Genomic DNA, 17746 nt, shown 5'->3' with positions numbered 1-17746 from the left:
GGCTTCAGGACAAAACGCTTCAAGAACCAGCCCAGTGACATTTTCACGGAGCCATTAGGGTGACAGGATCACTGATCTACGACATACGGGTCGCTTCGCCCCGGCGGACTGCCCGCAGGTGGAACAGGCGTGCGGCCCCGGAGGGCAAGCGCGGCGGCGTCACGAAACGACTGCCCGGCTCACAGGGCGGAGGGACGATGGAGCCATCCGGGTCGACCTACCTCTACGCGCTGGCCGCGGTTTCTATTACCTTTATCGGCTTTTCCGCGCTGCTCGTCATCTTCCGGCAGGCGCGAGGCGACGCGTTGACGAGGTACGAGGGCTATTTCGTGCTCTCGTTTATTCAGCCGGGGCTCATTGTGACCGGCGGTTCGATGCTGCCGTCCGTGCTCTCCCTCTACGGAATCGCCCCGCAGACGGTCTGGCGCACGTCCAGCATCGTCGCCGCCGTCCCGATCCTGATATTTGTCGCCACGCTGCGCGGCCGCCGGCGCGCGGCGACGTCCGGCGCACCGGTACCCCGCTACGTGCAGGTTCTCGCGCTCATGCAATTCGCGATCGCGATGTACCTGATCGCGGTCGCCGCCGGGCCCGCGACAGCAAACGGTATCGGGCCGTACGCGGCGTCGCTCACAGCGCTCCTCTTCACCACCGTGGCTGCCTACGTCATGGCGCTCGGCGCAGCACTCGCCGAATCGCCCAAGGCATGAGACTTATAGCAGCCCTTGCCGGTTACGGCGGCGCGAGCAGCGGTCCGAACCTGGACCGCAGCATCTCATTTCCCCGCTCGCGCAGCGCCGGGTTCCGGACCGCGGGCGGCATGCGCAGGGCCTCCGCCGTTGCCATGCTCTGTTGCTGTACCCACGTGACCCTGGGCCGGCGGCGCACGACGTACGCCGCGAGGGCCTGCTCTAGCGTGGACGCCGAAGACAGCACCTCCGCGAGCACGACGGCGTCCTCCATCGCCATGCAACCACCCTGGCCCATAAGCGGCGAACTGGCGTGTGCGGCATCGCCGATCAGCACCACTCGGTCCGCATACCACTTGTCGACGTCCACCCACTCCATCGCCGAGCAGTGGACCTGCTCGTCTCGATCGAACGCGCCGAGATACTCCTGCACGAGGGGACCAAACTCCGCAAAGCGGCCGCGAAGCCGAGCCAGCCGGCCCTCCACCGGATCGTGGACCCGCGGCTGCATGACATAACCGAAGCCGTACGTGCGCCCTTCGCTCACCGGGCTCAGGCCGAAAAAGCACGCATCGCCGAGCAGGAATTGCAGCGTCGTCAAACCACGGGGCCGGACCGGTGCAACACCGCGCCAGTTCATGGCGCCCAGGTCGGTGGGCCGGGCGGTGCTCACCGTCAGCCGGCGCACCGTCGAGCCGATGCCGTCGGCGCCGACCACCAGATCGTACTCGCCGGACGATCCGTCGCTGAAGCCGACCACGACGCCGGATGCGTGCCGCGTCAGAGAGCCGACGGAGACACCGAGTCGCTGGGGCACACCGGCTGCGCCGGCCACCAGCACTTCGTGAAGGTCTGTCCGCGCGATGGCCACCCAGCGTCCGACCGCGCCCCACAGTGTCGCCAGGTCGGTCTCGCAGAGCACGTCGCCCTGCTGATCGCAAAAGCACCATCGAGGGTTGACCCATCCTCGCTCCTCGATGGCTGCGCCCATGCCGAGCGCGTGCATGACCCGCATGCCGTTGGGCTGGACACCGATCCCGGCTCCGATCGCGATGGCGTCCCAGGTTGGGCTTCGCTCGACGAGTTCCGGCTTGAACGCACGCCGGTGAAGGGCAGCGGCAAGGGTAAGGCCGGCGATGCCTCCGCCGACGATCAAAATACGCGGGATATCAGCCATGCGGCACCCCGGAAGGGAGTTCCCACACAGACTGCCGGCACTTGCGTTTTGCCGGTTCCCGGCCGTCTTCCTTCCGGTGTCGCGGGGCCGCTCAGACCAGCGCCGCCGGCCGGCCGTCTAGAGAATCAGGTGTAGATCGCCAAACTCGTGCCACAGGTAGCCGGCATCGAGCGCCGCGCGGTAGGCCAGCGCGAGGTGTTCCTGCCCCGCGAACGCCGCCAGCATCGCGAGGTGCGAGGCGCGCGGCTCGTGAAAGCCGGTGAGCAGACCGTCCACTGTGCCGATCGTCCGCGACGGCGTGATGATGAGGTTGGTCCACCCTTGCGAGGGCATGACTCGGCCCCGCGGGTCCGCCGCACTCTCGAGCGCCCGCACGACGGTTGTGCCGACCGCGATCACTCGACCGCCGGCAGCGCGCGCGGACTCGATCGCCGCCGCGGTCTCGGCGGGGACACGGTACCACTCTTCGATCGGCGGTTCGTCCCGCTCGAGGCTTGCCACGCCCGTGTGGAGCGTGATGCGCGCCAGCCCGATGCCGCGCGCCGCCGCGTGGGCCAGGACCGCCGGCGTGAAGGCGCGTCCGGCCGACGGCATCTCAGCCGACCCCGGCTCGCGCGCGTAGACGGTCTGGTATATCGCAAGCGGCCATTCGCCGCGGACGTACGGGTAGGCGATCGGCCGCCCGGCATGCCCGAGATAGGCAAGCGGCGGTTCGGGCAGGCGCAGCTGCGCGATCCATAGGCGCTCCGACCCCGGATAGGGCGCGAGGATCTGCGCCGCGCCGTCGGCCGGAAGCGTAAGGACCTCGCCCGCCGCGACTCGGGTCTGCCGCGGCTCGACGATCCAGAGTGACGCGGTCAGGGCGGTCGACAAATGCAGGGCGATGGCAGCACCGCCGGCACGATAGGCGGTGAGCGCAGCCGGAATCGTCGCCGAATCGTTCACGACCAGAAGATCGCCCGCCCCGAGCACGTCCGGCAGATCTGTGAACCGGCGATGACTGATCCGGCCGCCGTCGCGATGCGAGACGAGGAGGTGCACCCCGTCGCGCCGCACCCCGCGCGCTTCGGGCGGCTCGTGCGCTTCCAGTTCGGGCGGCAGCGTGAACACCGGGAGGCCGGAGGCCGTCCCGACCGCTCCGCGGACCGGCATCTCCGCGACCGGCGTCATAAGATCGCCTCCGCGAGAGGGGCCATTTGCTGCGCCGCAAAGCGGCCGAAGGCCGCGGGTTCGTCCTCGACCAGACGAACAAATGCCGGCGCCGACGCCTCCGGCGGCGGCAGGTGCGAGAGGTCCACGCCCGGCTCGGCGTCTTGATGCATGCGCGTGTTCATCTCACCGGGATCGACGAGGTACGCGCGCACGCCCGTGCCGTCGAGCTCGGCGGCCAGAATGCGGGTCAGGTGCTCGAGCGCCGCCTTGCTCGCGCCGTACCCGCCCCAGCCCGGATAGGCTTCCACCGCCGCATCCGACGTGACGTTGATGATCACGCCGCTCCCCTGCGCCTTCATCCGCGGGAGCACCAGCTGCATGAGGCGCAGCGGCGCCGTCACATTGGTCCGGACGGTTTCTTCGAAGGTCCGCGGGTCGAGCGCGTCGAGCCGCGGCATCGGGCTCGCGCCGAGGGTCGACGCGTTGTTGATGAGCACGTCGATGCGCCCGAAGCGCCTGAGCCCGAGCCACACCAGCCGTTCCGCGTGGTCGGCATCGCCGACGTCGCCGGGGATGGCCAGGACGTCCGGCGGACGTCCGTCCGGTCCAACGAGACCGCGCAGCATCGCCGCCGTTTCCTCGAGCGCCTTCGCGCCGCGGGCCGTCAGGATGAGACGCGCGCCGCGCTCGGCGAAGAGGCGGGCAAGCTCCCGCCCGAGGCCGCGCGACGCGCCGGTAATCAACACCACTGATGTGGCGATCTTCATGGGCACTGCCTCCGCGATCAAGGTTCGTTCCGTGCCACCAGTGTGCGCGTGGGATGGCACGCGAAGACCGCGCGGAGGCGCAGCGGAAGGCCTGTCTGTTGGAACAGCGCGCCGCCTGTCCGGCCGGACAGGCGGCCGAACTCGTGTGGCGGGAGAGGAGATGCGGCCGAAGCGGCCGGGCCCGCGCGGGCGTCAGCCGCGGTCGAGGAGACCGCGTTTGGCGGCTTCGGCGACGGCCTGCGCGCGGTTGTCGGCACCCAGTTTGTTCATGATGGACGCGACGTGAAACTTGACGGTACGCTCTGTGATCCCGAGCACCCGGGCGATCTGCTTGGTCGATCGCCCGGCGGCGACCTCGCGGAGCACGGTGCGCTGGCGATCGCTGAGCGTCATGCTCGCGCGGCGCGGCGACCGCATCTGGCGGAGGATCTTCGCGGCGACGGGCGAGGCGAGGTAGGACCCGCCGCCGTGCACGGCGCGAATCGCGCGCGCGATCTCGTCGACGGACGCCCCCTTCAGCACATAGCCGCGCGCGCCGGCCCGCACGGCGCCGAGTACGCGTTCGTCCGTGTCGTACGCGGTGAAGATGATGATGCCGGCTGCGGGGAGCGCCGCGGACAGTCGCGGGATCGTTTCGAGACCGCTGAGGCCCGGCAGTTCGAGGTCGAGCAGAATGACGTCCGGACGGGCTGTGGCGACCAACTTCAAGGCCTCTTCGGCCGAGGCGGCGGCGCCGGCGATGCGAAAGTCCGATTCGTCCTCGAGCGCGGCGACGAGCCCTTCGCGCACGACCGGGTGGTCGTCGACGATGAGCACGCGGATAGTGCCCGACGACCGGCTCATCAACTTCGCCGGCCGACTCCGCGGCCGGTCCCCGGCACCGAGACCGTGACCGTGGCGCCGCGGCGCGCCGCGCTCGCGACGTGAAGCCGCCCGCCGAGTAACTCCGCCCGTTCGCGCATCCCGACGAGACCCAGCCGTCCCTCCGGAACGGCGCGCGGCGCAAAGCCTTTGCCGTTGTCGCTGATCGACAGGCGGATCCCCCGCGGCGTGCTGGACAGGGTGACCTCCACCTCGGTCGCGTGCGCGTGCCGCCCGACGTTGGTGAGGGCTTCCTGCGCGATCCGGAACAGCTCCGGCTCGAGCCGCTGGGGCACCGGACGGGCGCCGGTCGTCCGCACGTGGACGCGTACGCCGGTTTCCGCGGTCAGCGTCCGGCCGAGCACGGCGAGGGCCTCGGGCAGCGGCGTGCCGCCGCCGGGGACGGCGCGGAGATTGAGCACCGAGCGGCGCGCTTCTTCCAGCCCGGACCGCGCCACGTCGAGCGCGCGGCCGACGCGGGCCTTTGCCCGTTCGGGATTCGCGTCCACCGCGCGTGCGGCGCCCTCGAGCTGCAGCGCGATCGCGGTGAGCGACTGGGCGAGCGTGTCGTGGATTTCGCGGGCGATCCGCGTCCGCTCCTCGGCGCGGGCGAGGCGGGCGCCCTGCTCCGCGAGACGGGCGCGCTCGATCGCAATGCCGACCTGATACGCGATCGTCGACAACAGGCGCAGCTCCTCGGCCGTGAGCCGGCGCCACGCCGGCCCGGTCACGTTCATAATGCCGAGCGGCGTGTCTTGAAAATACAGCGGGATGCTGGCGTGGTAGGCGAGGCCGCGCGTGAGATCGGTGGCGTGCCGCTTCACCGCCGGACGCAGCCGGCTGCACTCGATGACGTCGATGTTCTTCGGGGTCAGCTCGCCGTCGCGGAAGCTCTCGATGCACCAGCACGACCGTCCGGCCATCCTGACCGGCTCGCGGAGGTAGGGCGGCAGGTGCTGCGCCGCGGCGTTGTACCAGCGGCCCGACTCAGGATCGATGAGCCACACCCACCCGGTGCGCAGGCCGAGGAGATCGGCCACCAGCGCGAGCGTGCGCGCGAGGGCGCGCTCCACGTCCGGGGCGCTGTTGAGGGCTTCCGCGATGGACGCCAGCACTCGGAGCTCGCGGACGTGCCGGGCCTCGCGGCGGGGATTGGGCGTTCCGCCGCGCGCGTCCCGCCGCATCAGGTTCACGGCGGCGGGCGGCCCGGAGCGCTTCCGGCGTTTCGCCGCCGCAGTCAGCCGATCGCCACCATCCGCTCGACGGCACGCGCGGCGCGCACGCGAATCTCCTCCGGCACGTCGACGACGTAGCGCATCTGCCGCAGCGCCTCCAGCGTGTCCTCGAGCGTGATCTGATTCATATGCGGGCAGCGGACGCTGCAGAGGCGCAGCATTTCCTTGTCCGGGTTGGCGGCGGCTACGTTGTCGCCCATCGCGCATTCGGTCAGCAGCAGGTAGCGCCGCGCCGGCGACTGCTCCACGTACCGGACCAGGGCGGTCGTGCTGCCGGAGAAATCGGACGCGGCCACGACCTCGGGGCTGCACTCGGGGTGGGCCAGCACGACCGCATCGGGAAACTGACGGCGGACATCCAGGATATCGCCGACCGTGAACTTCTCGTGCACCTCGCATCGACCGCCCCAGCCGATGAGCGGCGCGTTCGCGGCCGCGTCCGGGCCGGCGTCCTCCGGCTCGGCCTCGTCTCCCGGCACCGCAACGGCGGCGCCGCCGGGCCGGGCGATGATGATGCGTCGGCCGGTCTCGCGCGCGACGTTCCGGGCGAGGTATTCGTCGGGCAGAAAGATCACGGTGCCGCTGCCGAGGGAGTTGACCACCGCGACCGCGTTGCTCGACGTGCAGCAGACGTCGACCTCGGCCTTGACGTCGGCGTAGGTGTTGACGTACGCGACGATCGGGACGCCGGGGAAGCGCTCCCGGAGCCGCCGCACGTCGGAGGCGGTAATACTGGCGGCGAGCGAGCATCCCGCGCGCTCGGACGGGATGAGGACCGTCTTCGTGGGGTTGAGGATCTTCGCGGTCTCCGCCATGAAGCGCACGCCGCAAAACACGATCACCGGCTTGTCGGTCCGGGCGGCGCGCCGGGACAGCTCGAGCGAATCGCCGGTGTAATCGGCGATCGAGTAGTAGAGCGCCGGCTCCATATAATTGTGGCCGAGGATGACGGCGTCACGCTCGGCCTTCAGCCGGTTGATCTCGTCCGCGAGGTCCGCCTTGTAGCGGAGCTCCGCGTCCGGCACCACGTCGTGGAGCCGGTCCTTCAATCGTTCGTACAGCAGGGTCGCGGGCATCGTCCGATCCTACCTTGCCGGCGCAGGTTACGCCGAGACTGTTTCGAGTTCCAGGCTGATGTCGAGCGCGCGCACGGAATGCGTGAGCGCTCCGACCGAGATGTAGTTCACGCCGGTCCGCGCGATCTCGGCGACCGTCTCGAGGCGCACACCCCCAGAGGCTTCCAGCGGCACCCGGCCGTCCGCGATCCGCACCGCCTCGCGCATCTCGACCGCGTCCATGTTGTCCAGCAGGATCCGGTCGGGGGCCAGGTTGAGGGCTTCGCGCAGCTCGTCCAGGGAGCGCACTTCCACCTCGATCGGGACGCCCGCGGGCGCATTGGCCCGGACGCGGCGCACCGCCGAAGCAACGCCGCCGGCGGCGGTGATGTGATTCTCCTTGATGAGCGCCATGTCGAACAGGCCGAAGCGGTGGTTGGTCCCGCCGCCGAGCCGCACCGCGAGCCGGTCGAGCGGACGGAGCCCGGGCGCGGTCTTGCGCGTATCGAGAATGATCGCGCGCGTCCCCTCGACCGCGCGGACGAACGCCCGCGTCATGGTCGCGATCCCCGACATGCGCTGCAGGAAGTTGAGCGCCACGCGTTCGCCGCTGAGCAGCGCCCTCGCCGGTCCGTCGACCGTGCCGATGAGCGTGCCGGCCCGCACGTCTCTGCCGTCGTGCACGATCGGCTGCACCGCCGCGCGACGGTCGCACGCCGCGAACACCGCCGCAACGGCGTCCCATCCGGCGATCACGCCGGCAGCCTTGGCGATGAACTGTCCGTGCGCCAGCGCGCCCGCGGGCACGATCGAATCCGTGGTGACGTCGCCGCGGCCGAGATCTTCGGCCAGCGCGCACCGGACGATCGACGCGACCTCTTCCGTGCCGGCGGACCCGCCGCCGGCCAGGATGTCATCGGCGCCGGCCGTCGTGTCCGCGGTTGAGTGTGCCATGCCGAATCCTCTGGGGAACGATCGCGGTCGTGCTGCGCCGGGCTCTCACGCCCGGCCGAAGGCCCCCGAACTGGCAAACGCTATTGTAGCGCGAATTATTGCGCACGGCGGACGTCCAGGAAGGTGCTCTGGTAGGTGGCCCCCTCGCCGATATCGGTGTACCGATCGGAGCACAGCAGGTTGACGGTGCCGTGGCGCGCCTCACCGCTCGGCCGCTGGCCGGGCACGAGCACGACCCCGGCGGGCACCTCATCGCTCACGCGCAGGGTGAGACCGACCGCGCCGCGGTCGTTCACGAGGTCGACCGCCTCGCCGTCCCGGAGGCTGCGGCGCGCCGCCTCGGACGGATGCAGGATGGCGACCGGCGGACCCTGGCGTTTCCGAAGCCGTTCGTTGCCCGAAAACGCGGTGTGGCTCTGGTAGTAGCCGGGCGCGGTGAGAAGGCGCAGGGGCCAGCGGGCCGCGTCCGCCGTCTCCGCGGCGTCCGGCGCCCAGTCCGGCAACGGCGGGAGGCCCCGTGAGGCGAGATGGGCCGAGTAGAACTCCAACTTGCCCGACGGCGTCGCGAAGCGCTGACCGCCGCCGTTCGCGCGGACCTTGATCGGACCGGCTTCGCGGACCGAGGCGGGATCGACGGCCGCGGCCGGACCGTCCGCGCGGCTCCACAGCGCGCGCAGCAGCTCGTCGGTCGTCATGGAGAACACCGCGTCCCGCACCTCGAGCCGGCGTGCCAGCTCCTGCGCGAGTTTCAAGTTGGGCCACGCCTCACCGACCGGCGCGATCGCGCGCGGTCCGAACTGCATGTAGTACGCGCCGTAGGCGCGGTAGAAGTCCTCGGTCTCGAGGAAGGTCGCGGCCGGCAGGACGATGTCCGCGTACCGCGCGGTATCCGACAGAAACGGCGCGTGCACGACGGTGAACAGATCCTCGCGCGCGAGCCCCCGCCGGACCGCGCCGGCGTCGGGACACGTGACCGCGGGGTTGTTGCCCGCGACGAAGAGCGCCCGGATCGGCGGATTGCCGAGCGTCAGCAGCGCCTCGCCGAGGCGCGAGTGGTTGACCGTGCGAACCGTGTCGGGGCCGGAGGGCTTCCGGATCGGGTCGAGGCTGAAGCCGAAGCCGGACGACGTGCCAAGGAGGGCTCCGCCGCCGGGCCGCGCGTAGGCGCCGGTGACGCCGGGCAGCAGCGCGACCGCACGGATCGCCTGGCCGCCCTGCGCGCTGCGCGACATACCCCAGCCGACGCGGATGAACGGCGCGCGGGCGCGGCCGTACGTCCGGGCGAGCCGCTCGACACCCGCGGCGGCGATGCCGGTGATCGCCTCGGTGCGGGCCGGTGTGAACCGCGGCAGCACCTCGCGCTCGAGGCGCTCGAAGCCGGTTGTCTCCCGGGCGAGATACGCCCGGTCGCACAGGCCGTCTCGGACGAGGACGTGCATCACGCCGAGGGCCAGCGCGGCGTCGGTCCCGATCCTCGGCGCGAGATGCCAGTCGGCCTGGGCCGCGGTGCGGCTGCGGCGCGGATCGATCACGACGAGCTTGGTCCCGCCGCGGCGCGCCTCTTCGACCTTGGCCCAGAAGTGCACGTTCGTCGTCACGAGGTCGGCGCTCCACGCGATCACGAGGTCCGATACCAGCACCGACTCCGGGTCGGCCCCGCCGACGGACCCCAGGGTCGCGTCCCACGCTTCGTCGGAACACGAGTCGCAGACCGTGCCGGCGATGAGGCGCGTCGTGCCGAGCGCGTGGAACAGCCCGAGCAGCAGCCCACGATTGAAGACGCCCTGGTGCGCGCTGTAGCAGTAGCCGAGGATGCCGAGCGGTCCGTCCGTCTCCATGATCCGGCGCCATGTCGCCGTGATCTCGTCGAGCGCCGCGTCCCACGTGATCGGGGCGAAGGCGCCGCTGCCCTTGGGTCCGGTACGCCGCAGCGGGTGCGCGAGCCGTTCCGCGGAATGGACCAGTTCGTGCTCGCGGCTCACCTTGGCACACGCGAAGCCGGCGGTGAACGGCTGGTCCGGATCGCCCTGAATGCGCGTGATGCGGCCGTCCTCGACATGCACGAGCAGCGAGCACATGTCGGGGCAGTCGTGCGCGCACACGGTCCGGATGACGGTCTTCACGCTTCGGCGCTCCGGTCGGGCGATTGCTACCTATCTAACCGCGGCAGCGGCCCGCGGTCAATATTCCTAGGTGCACCGCGCGTGACGGTGTACGGCCGGTTCAACCGCTCAACCGCGCGCGGCGTACAGCCGTTTGAGCACGAAGATCTGTCCGGCATGGTAGAGGTCGTGCGTCGCGATGTCCACGCCGAGGTCGATCGTTCGGGTGAGCCGCTTCGGCGAGAGCCACGACGCCATCACCGGCTTCAGCAGTTCGTCGGGCTTGAGCTCGGCGAGCGCGGCCGCCACGTCCCGGTGCGCCCGGTCGAGCCGTGCGCGTAGCTGCGTCAGGCCGTCGTCGGTCGCAGCGCCGGTCTGCCAGTCGTCCTCGGTCCGATAGTCCTTCGGCTCGCCCCGCAGGCGCAGGGCCACCAGCTCCCGATGATACGCGAGGTGCGCGATCATCTCGGCGATCGTGTGCTGGTCCGGGGCCGGACGCCAGTTGGCCATCTCGACGGTCACGCCCTCGAGCGCCGGCGCGACTCCGTGCGCCGCCCAGTTGCCCAGCTTGTTGGTCAGCTCGAACCGCTCGACGATCCATCCCGTGAGGTCCATGCCGGCCACCCCGTGTGCTCGAAATGCGCTGCTACCGCAGCAGACCGCGCACCAGCAGGTTGAGCGATGCGACGAAGACGATCCCGAGCACAATCCGTCCGAACACCTCGGGGTCGATCCTGTCTTGCAGGACCAGCCCGGACCAGGTGCCGATCGCCATCGGCACGCAGCCGATCAGCGCCAGCAGGAGCACCTGGCCGGCGTAGAGACCGAGGTGCGCGTAGCTCGCGACCTGCACGATGTTGCTGACGAAGAACATAATCGTGAGCCAGAAGACGAAGTCGCGCTTCGCCATATGCAGCAGGTGCAGATAGCTGGCGAGCAGCGGCGCGAAGATGCCGGTCGCCCCGCCGAGCACGCCGGCCGCGAGACCGACCACCGGCGCCGCCCGCCGGCCGGCCGCCTCGGGCACGAGGGCCGTGAGGCGGAACGCCGTCGCGAGCACGTAGCCGAGGGTCACGGCGCCCACGAGCACGGACAGCATCCGGGGATCGAGCACCTTGATCACCGCGGCGCCGGCCAGCGTGCCGACCGCGAGGCCGGCGATCGCGAGCAGCAGGTGCGCGCTGGCGCGGCTCGCGGAGCCGCGGCTCACCATAATGAAGTTGCTGAGCAGCGTGGGCACGGCGATCACCGGCACGGCCGCGCGCGGACCGATAATCGCGGACAAGAGCGGAATGCCGACGAGCGGAAATCCGAAGCCCATCGTCCCCTTGATCATCGCGGCGCCGGCGATCACGGCCGAGATGAGCAGCAGCTGCGCGGGATCGGGCATCAGGCGGCGGTAAGGCTTCGCAGGGTCTCCTCGAAGCCGGGAAACGAGGTGCCGATGCAGTCGGTGTCGTCCACGGTCACCGGGCCGGCCGCCCGCAGACCGGCCACCGCCAACGCCATCGCGACGCGATGGTCGCCGCCGCTCGCCGCGCGTCCGCCGCGCAGGCGCGGCACGCCGCGGATCGCGAGGCCGTCCGCCTGCGCCTCGACGCGCGCCCCGATCGCGCCGAGTTCGCGCGCCAGCGCGGCGATGCGATCGGATTCCTTGACGCGCAGCTCCGCGGCGTCCCGGATGACCGTCTCGCCGTCCGCCACGCTGGCGGCGACCGCGAGGACCGGCAGTTCGTCGATGAGCCGCGGGATCAGCCCGCCGCCGATCACCGTTCCGTGGAGCGCGGCGGCGCGAACGGTGACGTCGCCGGCCGGCTCGCCGCCGGCGTCGTGCACGCCCTCGATCTCGACGGACGCCCCCATCGCGCGCAGCACATCGAGCACGCCGGTGCGGGTCGGGTTGAGGCCGACGCCGCGAACGGTCACAACCGAGCCGGGCACGATCGCCGCGGCGACCAGAAAGAACGCCGCCGACGAGATGTCGCCCGGCACGCGGACCGGCGCCGCCGCCGGCGCCGCCGGTCCACGGAGGCGCACCGTGAGCCCCTCGCGCATCACGGGGACCCCGAACCCCGCCAGCATCCGTTCGGTGTGATCGCGGCTCAGCGACGGCTCCGTCACGGCGGTCTCGCCCGCGGCGAAGAGCGCCGCGAGCAGAATCGCCGACTTCACCTGCGCGCTGGCGACCGGCGTCGTATAGGCGATCGCCCGCAGCGCCCCGCCCTCGATCGTGAGCGGCGCGAGCCGGCCGCCGTCGCGGCCCGTGATGCGCGCGCCCATGCGCCGGAGCGGCTCGGCGATGCGGTCCATCGGACGGCGCCGGACGCTCGCATCACCGGTGATGGTGCTCCGGAACGGCTGGCCGGCCAGGATCCCGGTGAGCAGCCGGATCGTGGTGCCGGAGTTGCCGGCGTCGAGGACGTCGTCGGGTTGGCTGAGCGCGCCGCCGTGCACCGTCAGCCGTTCGCCGTCGTCGTCGACCTCGATGCCGAGCGCGCGCACGCACCGCACGGTCGCAAGACAATCCTCCGCGCGGAGAAATCCGTCGACGGACGTGGCGCCGCTCGCCAGCGCGCCGAGCAGCACCGCGCGGTGTGAGATCGACTTGTCGCCGGGCACGCGCACTATCCCGCGGAGCGCGCGGCCCGGAGCGACCACGAGAGACATCAGGCGCCTGCGATCAGATCGGGGCGGAGCCGCTCCGCGCCGCGGAGGTAGACGTGGCGGACTTCATCGGCGGTCTTCGTGGTGTTGACGAACATCAGCGCACGCACGCAGCGCGCCAGCGCGCCGGGCACCGCCACCTCCTGCGTGCACATCAGCGGCACCTGGCCCCAGCCCAAGTTCCGGCGGGCCGCTTCGGCCGGGAACGCGGCGTTGAGGTCGGGCGTCACGGTGAAGACGACCCCGGCGATGTCGTCGGGGTCGACCTCGTTCTGCGAGACCATCGCCTTCAGCATGACGGCCGTCGCTTCGAGGATGGCGCCCTCGGTGTTGGCGTCGACTGTGACCGCTCCACGGATGCCGCGAAACCGCATGATCGGCGTTCCTTCGACGATCGCCGAGGTGCTCCTTTGGCCGGCGCCGGCTACCGGCGCCCCGATCGGCGCCGCGCACCGTTCCGGGAGAGGCGCGCGGATGCCTTCGCCGCGCGCGCGGGCGCGGGCTTCGTTCGCCCGGCCTGGCCCCGCGAGGGGGCGCCGTCGGACGGGCTCCGGCGCGCGCCGCCCGCGGGCTCCGCAGCCTGTCCGGCGGGCGCGGCGGCGAGCGCCGCCGCGGCGCGCAGGCCGAGCAGGTAACTCTGCACGCCGAAGCCGGCGATCTGCCCCGCCGCGGCGGCCGCGGTGTAGGAGCGACCGCGGAACGCTTCGCGCGCGTGAATATTGGACAGGTGCACCTCGACAACGGGGATCTCGATCGCCGCGATGGTGTCGCGCAGCGCGACGCTGGTGTGCGTGAAGCCCCCCGGGTTGAACACGACCGCGGCGTAGCGCGCCGGCGCGGTCTGCAGCCGGTCGATCAGGGTACCCTCGTGATTGCTCTGCGCGAACTCGAGCTCGACGCCCAGCTCGCGCCCCAGCACGCGAAGGTCGCGCTCGACGTCATCGAGTGTGGACGACCCGTAGAGGTGAGGCTCCCGGCGGCCGAGCAGATTCAGGTTCGCACCGTGCAGAACGAGCACCCTAAGCATCGCCAAGCACCTCCTCGAGAAGTGCGGGCGGCACGTCGTCGCGGACGACCGTCCGGCCGATCGACGCGGGGAGGACGAACCGGAGCCGGCCCGCCCGCGCTTTCTTATCGTGCGTCATCGCGGCGAGAATCGCCGGCGCCCCCGCCGGCTTCGCCGCGCCGAGCCCGCTCAGGCGGACCGGCAGGCCGGCGGCCGTGAGCAGCGCCGTCTGCCGCGCCAGGAGCTCGCCGTCGCAGACGCCGAGCCGCAGGGCGAGCCGCGCCTCGAGCGTCATCCCGACCGCGATCGCCTCCCCGTGCGTGAGCCCGCGGTAGCCCGCCGCGGCTTCGATGCCGTGCCCGATCGTGTGCCCGTAGTTGAGGACGATGCGCTCGCCGGACTCGCGCTCGTCGGCGGCGACGATGCGGGCTTTGTACGAGGCGCAGCGCTCGATCGTGTGGACCAGCGCCGCCGCACGCCGCGCCAGCACGGCCCGGAGATTGGCTTCCAGGAACTCGAACAAATCGGGAGCGCCGATCACGCCGGTCTTGATGACCTCCGCCATGCCGGACCGCAGCTGCCGCCGCGGCAGGGAGGTGAGGGTGTCGATGTCCGCGACGACGAGCGCGGGCTGATGCACCGCGCCGATCAGGTTCTTGGCGCGCGGATGATCGACCGCGGTCTTGCCCCCGATCGACGCGTCCACCTGGGCGAGCAGCGTCGTCGGGAGCGCCGCCCACCGGATGCCGCGGAGAAACGTCGCCGCGACAAACCCGCCGAGGTCGCCGGCCACACCGCCGCCGAGCGCGAGCAGGGCCGACCCGCGGTCGAGTTGCGCGTCGACCAGCGCGTCGTAGACCCGGGCGGCGACACGCAGGCTCTTGCTCGCCTCCGACGGCGGAACGGTGACCGTCACGACGTCTCGTCCCGCGGCGCGCAGCGCGTCCGCCAGCGGCCGGCCGTAGCGGGTGTCGAGCCGCGGATGGGTGAGCAGCGCGAGGCGTCCCGTGATGCCCGCCTCGCGCAGCAGGTCCGGAAGGCGCGACAGCAGCGCGGCACCGACGTGTACGTCGTAGCCGCGCTCGCCTAACTCCACGCGCACGGTCCGCGGCGGCGGCGGGCCGGCGGCTTCCCGGCGTGTCGAGGTGCGCGCCGGGGATGTCCGCGCCACGCTCCGCGACTCCACGAACGCCAGCACGTACTCCGCCACCTCGTCCGTCGAGCGGTCCGACGTGTCAACCACCAGATCGGCGTCGCGGTAGGCCGCGTCGCGCTCGGCGAGCAAGCGCCGCACCGCGGCCTCGGGGTCCGGGCCGAGCAGGGGCCGGTCGGCGCCGCCCCCCACCCGCGCGAGGATCGCGCGCGGCGACGCGGTCAGGGCCACGATGACGCCGTGCCGCCGGAGGTGCCGCATGTTGTCGGGCCGGAGCGGCACGCCGCCGCCGGTGGCGATGACGGCACCGTGGGACGCGCCGGCCTCGGCCACGGCCGCGGCCTCGAGTCCGCGAAACGCGGGCTCACCGTCCTCGGCAAAGATGCGCGCAATCGTGCGGCCATCGCGCGTCTCGATGATCGTGTCGGTGTCAACGAACGGCCGCCTCAGCCGCTCCGCGAGGCGGCGCCCGACCGCGGTCTTGCCCGTGCCCATGAATCCGATGAGGACGATGTTGAGAGACCGAGCGATGTTCGTATCCGAACGCGCGTTCGCATCGCCCGCCCGGCTGTGTGCCGGCGCGGCGGGCCGCGCCGGCACACGCACACCGTCACGCTCCGCCTCAACCCCACCCGCCGTGCCGGACTCCACGTCCGGCACGGACGACCCCGCCTCCGCGCTCACACCCCGTCGCCCGGCCCGCGCTCGACCCACCGCCGGTGCGCGTCGTGCGCGACGCGCATCTGGTCGAGGCTGTCGCCGCCGAATTTCTCGAGCATGGCATCGGCGAGCACAAGCGCCGCCATCGCTTCACCGATCACGCCGGCGGCGGGCACCGCAGTCACATCGCTGCGAACAACCGCAGCTTCCACACGCTCTTTCGTCACAATGTCGACGGAGGCGAGCGGACTGCGCAGCGTACTGAGCGGCTTCATCGCCACACGCACGACGAGCGGCTCGCCGGTCGTCATACCGCCTTCGGTCCCGCCCGACTGATTCGTACGCCGGTAGAACCCGCGGCCCGCTTCGTAGAAAATCTCATCGTGCGCGGCGGAGCCCGGCAGCCGCGCCTCTTCGAAGCCGCGGCCGATCTCGACCCCTTTCATCGCGTTGATCGAGACCATCGCCTGCGCAAGCCGGCCGTCGAGCCGCCGGTCCCAGTGCACGTACGTGCCGAGTCCGACCGGCAGGCCGAGCACGACCACCTCGAAGACGCCGCCGAGCGTATCGCCGCGGGCCTTCGCCTCGTCGATCGCGGCGATCATCCGCCGCTCCGCCTCGGGGTCCGCGCAGCGCAGCGGCGAGGCTTCCGCGATCGCCGGAATCTCTTCCTTGCGCGCGGGCCGCCGCTCCGCGGCGATGCCGCCGAGCTCGACCACGTGGCTGAACAGCGTGATCCCGAACTGCGCAAGCAGGATCCGCGCAAGCGCGCCGGCCGCGACGCGCGCGACGGTCTCGCGCGCGCTCGACCGCTCGAGCACGCGGCGCACGTCGTCGAAGTGGTACTTCAGCGCGCCGGCGAGATCGGCGTGTCCGGGCCGCGGCCGGGTCAGCGGCGGCTCGTCCTTCCTCCAGTCCTTGTTCGCGATCGCCAGCCCGACCGGCGCGCCGATCGTCGTGCCGCTCATCACGCCGGTGTAGATCTCCGCGCGATCCTGTTCGATCTGCATGCGGCCGCCGCGGCCGTAGCCGCGCTGGCGGCGCGCCAGCTGCTCGTTGATCGCGTCCTCGGATACCGGCACGCCGGCCGGCATTCCCTCGACGACGACGAGAAGCCCGCGGCCGTGTGATTCGCCCGATGTCAGAAACCGCAGCATCCGCCTACCGTCCTCCCACGCGGGCCGCCGGCATGTCGCCCGCCAGCCCGACCGCGCGCCGCATCACTTCGGTGGGGGCCCGGCGCCCGGTCCAGAGCTCGAAGGCGCGCGCCCCCTGATAGACCAGCATCGACCGCCCCTCGAGCGTCGGGCATCCGCGCGCCCGCGCGTCGCGCAGCAGCACGGTCTCACGCGGCTCGTACACCATATCCATCACAAGGAGGCCGGGGTGGAGCGCGTCCGCGGGCACCGGCGTTTCCGCGCGCTCGGCCCCGGATCCGACCGTCGTCGCCTGCACCAGCAGCGAGGCATCGCGCATCCGCGCGACCACGGCGCCGTCGAGCGGCACCGCTTCCACGGCGCTGCGCGGGAACGCGCGCCGCACGTCCGCGACGAGCGACGCGGCGCGGTCCCAGTTGCGGTTGGCGATGACGACGGACGCGGCTCCGGCATCCGCGAGCGCGAACGCCGCGGCGCGGGCGGCGCCGCCCGCGCCGACCACGACCGCCCGCGCGCCGCCCACGCCGACGCCGCCGTCGATGCGCAGCGCGTCGAGCAGCCCGCCGCCGTCGGTGTTGTATCCGATCAGGCGCTCTCCGTCGACGCGGACCGTGTTGACCGCGCCGATCGCGCGCGCCTCGTCGGAGGTCTCGTCGAGATAGGCGAGCGCGGCCTCCTTATGCGGTACGGTCACGTTGGCCCCCGCGGCGCCGAGGGCCACGAGCCCGCGCAGCGCGTCGCCCAGGCGGGCACGGCCGACGGGCAGCGCCACGTAACACCAGTTCAGGCCGGTCGCGGCGAACGCCGCGTTGTGCATGCGCGGGGACAGGCTGCGCCGCACCGCGTCCCCGATCAGACCGACGAGCATCGTCCCCGCGTCGATTTCCGTACGACCCCTCCCGCGCCTCGCCTGAGTGGCAGGCATCAATTATAGGCAACATCGGAGGAACGGCACAAGTGTAGGACCGGCCTGGGTAGTGTACGCTGCGTTGTGGACTTTCGAAGAGGAGCCCCAAAACGAGGGGCGTACCCCCCATCCAACAACCCGATCCCACATTGAAAGGAGGATACGCCCGTGGCCAGTGTGCCAGCACTGACCGATCTCACCGTAGCC

At 71.6% G+C, this 17746-nt stretch carries 16 protein-coding genes and 1 pseudogene; 1 reads left to right on the top strand and 16 read right to left on the bottom strand.

All coding sequences use genetic code 11. The features are described 5' to 3' along the window. The first annotated feature begins 197 nt into the window (after positions 1 to 197). A complete protein-coding gene (locus tag VKT83_16830; GenBank protein ID HLY24131.1) occupies positions 198 to 710 on the top strand; it encodes a hypothetical protein in 513 nt (170 codons plus the stop codon). Between the two features lie 22 nt (positions 711 to 732). Here the strand turns inward: VKT83_16830 and VKT83_16825 are convergent, their stop codons facing one another. From VKT83_16825 to VKT83_16750, 16 genes and pseudogenes are all read right to left on the bottom strand, one after another. Further along, positions 733 to 1866, bottom strand: coding sequence for an FAD-dependent monooxygenase (locus VKT83_16825; protein HLY24130.1), 1134 nt, complete (start codon positions 1864 to 1866; stop codon positions 733 to 735). A gap of 117 nt (positions 1867 to 1983) precedes the next feature. Further along, positions 1984 to 3036 (bottom strand): S-adenosylmethionine:tRNA ribosyltransferase-isomerase, encoded by a 1053-nt coding sequence (locus tag VKT83_16820; GenBank protein HLY24129.1) that lies wholly within the window; start codon positions 3034 to 3036, stop codon positions 1984 to 1986. Then, a complete protein-coding gene (locus VKT83_16815; GenBank protein HLY24128.1) occupies positions 3033 to 3785 on the bottom strand; it encodes an SDR family oxidoreductase in 753 nt (250 codons plus the stop codon). Before VKT83_16815 ends, VKT83_16820 begins: the two co-directional genes overlap by 4 nt. A 192-nt stretch (positions 3786 to 3977) precedes the next feature. Continuing rightward, a complete protein-coding gene (locus VKT83_16810) occupies positions 3978 to 4628 on the bottom strand; it encodes a response regulator transcription factor (protein ID HLY24127.1) in 651 nt (216 codons plus the stop codon). Beyond that, positions 4628 to 5830, bottom strand: coding sequence for a GAF domain-containing sensor histidine kinase (locus VKT83_16805; GenBank protein ID HLY24126.1), 1203 nt, complete (start codon positions 5828 to 5830; stop codon positions 4628 to 4630). The genes VKT83_16810 and VKT83_16805 overlap by 1 nt, the downstream gene beginning before the upstream one ends. A 53-nt stretch (positions 5831 to 5883) precedes the next feature. After that, positions 5884 to 6957, bottom strand: a complete 1074-nt coding sequence (gene nadA / locus VKT83_16800; GenBank protein HLY24125.1) for a quinolinate synthase NadA — start codon at positions 6955 to 6957, stop codon at positions 5884 to 5886. 27 nt (positions 6958 to 6984) lie between these two features. After that, positions 6985 to 7890, bottom strand: a complete 906-nt coding sequence (nadC, locus tag VKT83_16795) for a carboxylating nicotinate-nucleotide diphosphorylase (GenBank protein HLY24124.1) — start codon at positions 7888 to 7890, stop codon at positions 6985 to 6987. 95 nt (positions 7891 to 7985) lie between these two features. Continuing rightward, the gene (locus VKT83_16790; protein ID HLY24123.1) at positions 7986 to 10013 is read right to left on the bottom strand and encodes a molybdopterin-dependent oxidoreductase; all 2028 of its coding nucleotides are present in this window, start codon (positions 10011 to 10013) and stop codon (positions 7986 to 7988) included. A gap of 108 nt (positions 10014 to 10121) precedes the next feature. After that, on the bottom strand, positions 10122 to 10607 hold the full coding sequence (locus VKT83_16785; GenBank protein HLY24122.1) for a DinB family protein: 486 nt from the start codon (positions 10605 to 10607) through the stop codon (positions 10122 to 10124). Positions 10608 to 10638: 31 nt separating this feature from the next. After that, positions 10639 to 11382, bottom strand: a complete 744-nt coding sequence (locus tag VKT83_16780; GenBank protein HLY24121.1) for a sulfite exporter TauE/SafE family protein — start codon at positions 11380 to 11382, stop codon at positions 10639 to 10641. Further along, a complete protein-coding gene (gene aroA, locus VKT83_16775; GenBank protein HLY24120.1) occupies positions 11382 to 12662 on the bottom strand; it encodes a 3-phosphoshikimate 1-carboxyvinyltransferase in 1281 nt (426 codons plus the stop codon). The genes VKT83_16780 and aroA overlap by 1 nt, the downstream gene beginning before the upstream one ends. Further along, positions 12659 to 13030 (bottom strand): chorismate mutase, encoded by a 372-nt coding sequence (aroH, locus tag VKT83_16770; protein ID HLY24119.1) that lies wholly within the window; start codon positions 13028 to 13030, stop codon positions 12659 to 12661. Before aroH ends, aroA begins: the two co-directional genes overlap by 4 nt. Before the next feature lie 224 nt (positions 13031 to 13254). After that, a pseudogene (gene aroQ / locus VKT83_16765) lies at positions 13255 to 13683 on the bottom strand (type II 3-dehydroquinate dehydratase). Further along, complete coding sequence (aroB, locus tag VKT83_16760; GenBank protein HLY24118.1) at positions 13676 to 15499, bottom strand: 3-dehydroquinate synthase; 1824 nt, start codon at positions 15497 to 15499, stop codon at positions 13676 to 13678. The pseudogene aroQ and the gene aroB overlap by 8 nt, the downstream one beginning before the upstream one ends. Then, positions 15496 to 16632, bottom strand: a complete 1137-nt coding sequence (gene aroC, locus VKT83_16755) for a chorismate synthase (GenBank protein HLY24117.1) — start codon at positions 16630 to 16632, stop codon at positions 15496 to 15498. Before aroC ends, aroB begins: the two co-directional genes overlap by 4 nt. 4 nt (positions 16633 to 16636) lie before the next feature. Next, entirely contained in the window at positions 16637 to 17500 is an 864-nt protein-coding gene (locus tag VKT83_16750; GenBank protein ID HLY24116.1) for a shikimate dehydrogenase, read from the bottom strand. Positions 17501 to 17746: the final 246 nt, after the last annotated feature.

This window comes from bacterium (assembly GCA_035308905.1).
Lineage (GTDB): Bacteria > Sysuimicrobiota > Sysuimicrobiia > Sysuimicrobiales > Segetimicrobiaceae > DASSJF01.
This window is presented reverse-complemented; position numbering and strand designations above follow the sequence as displayed.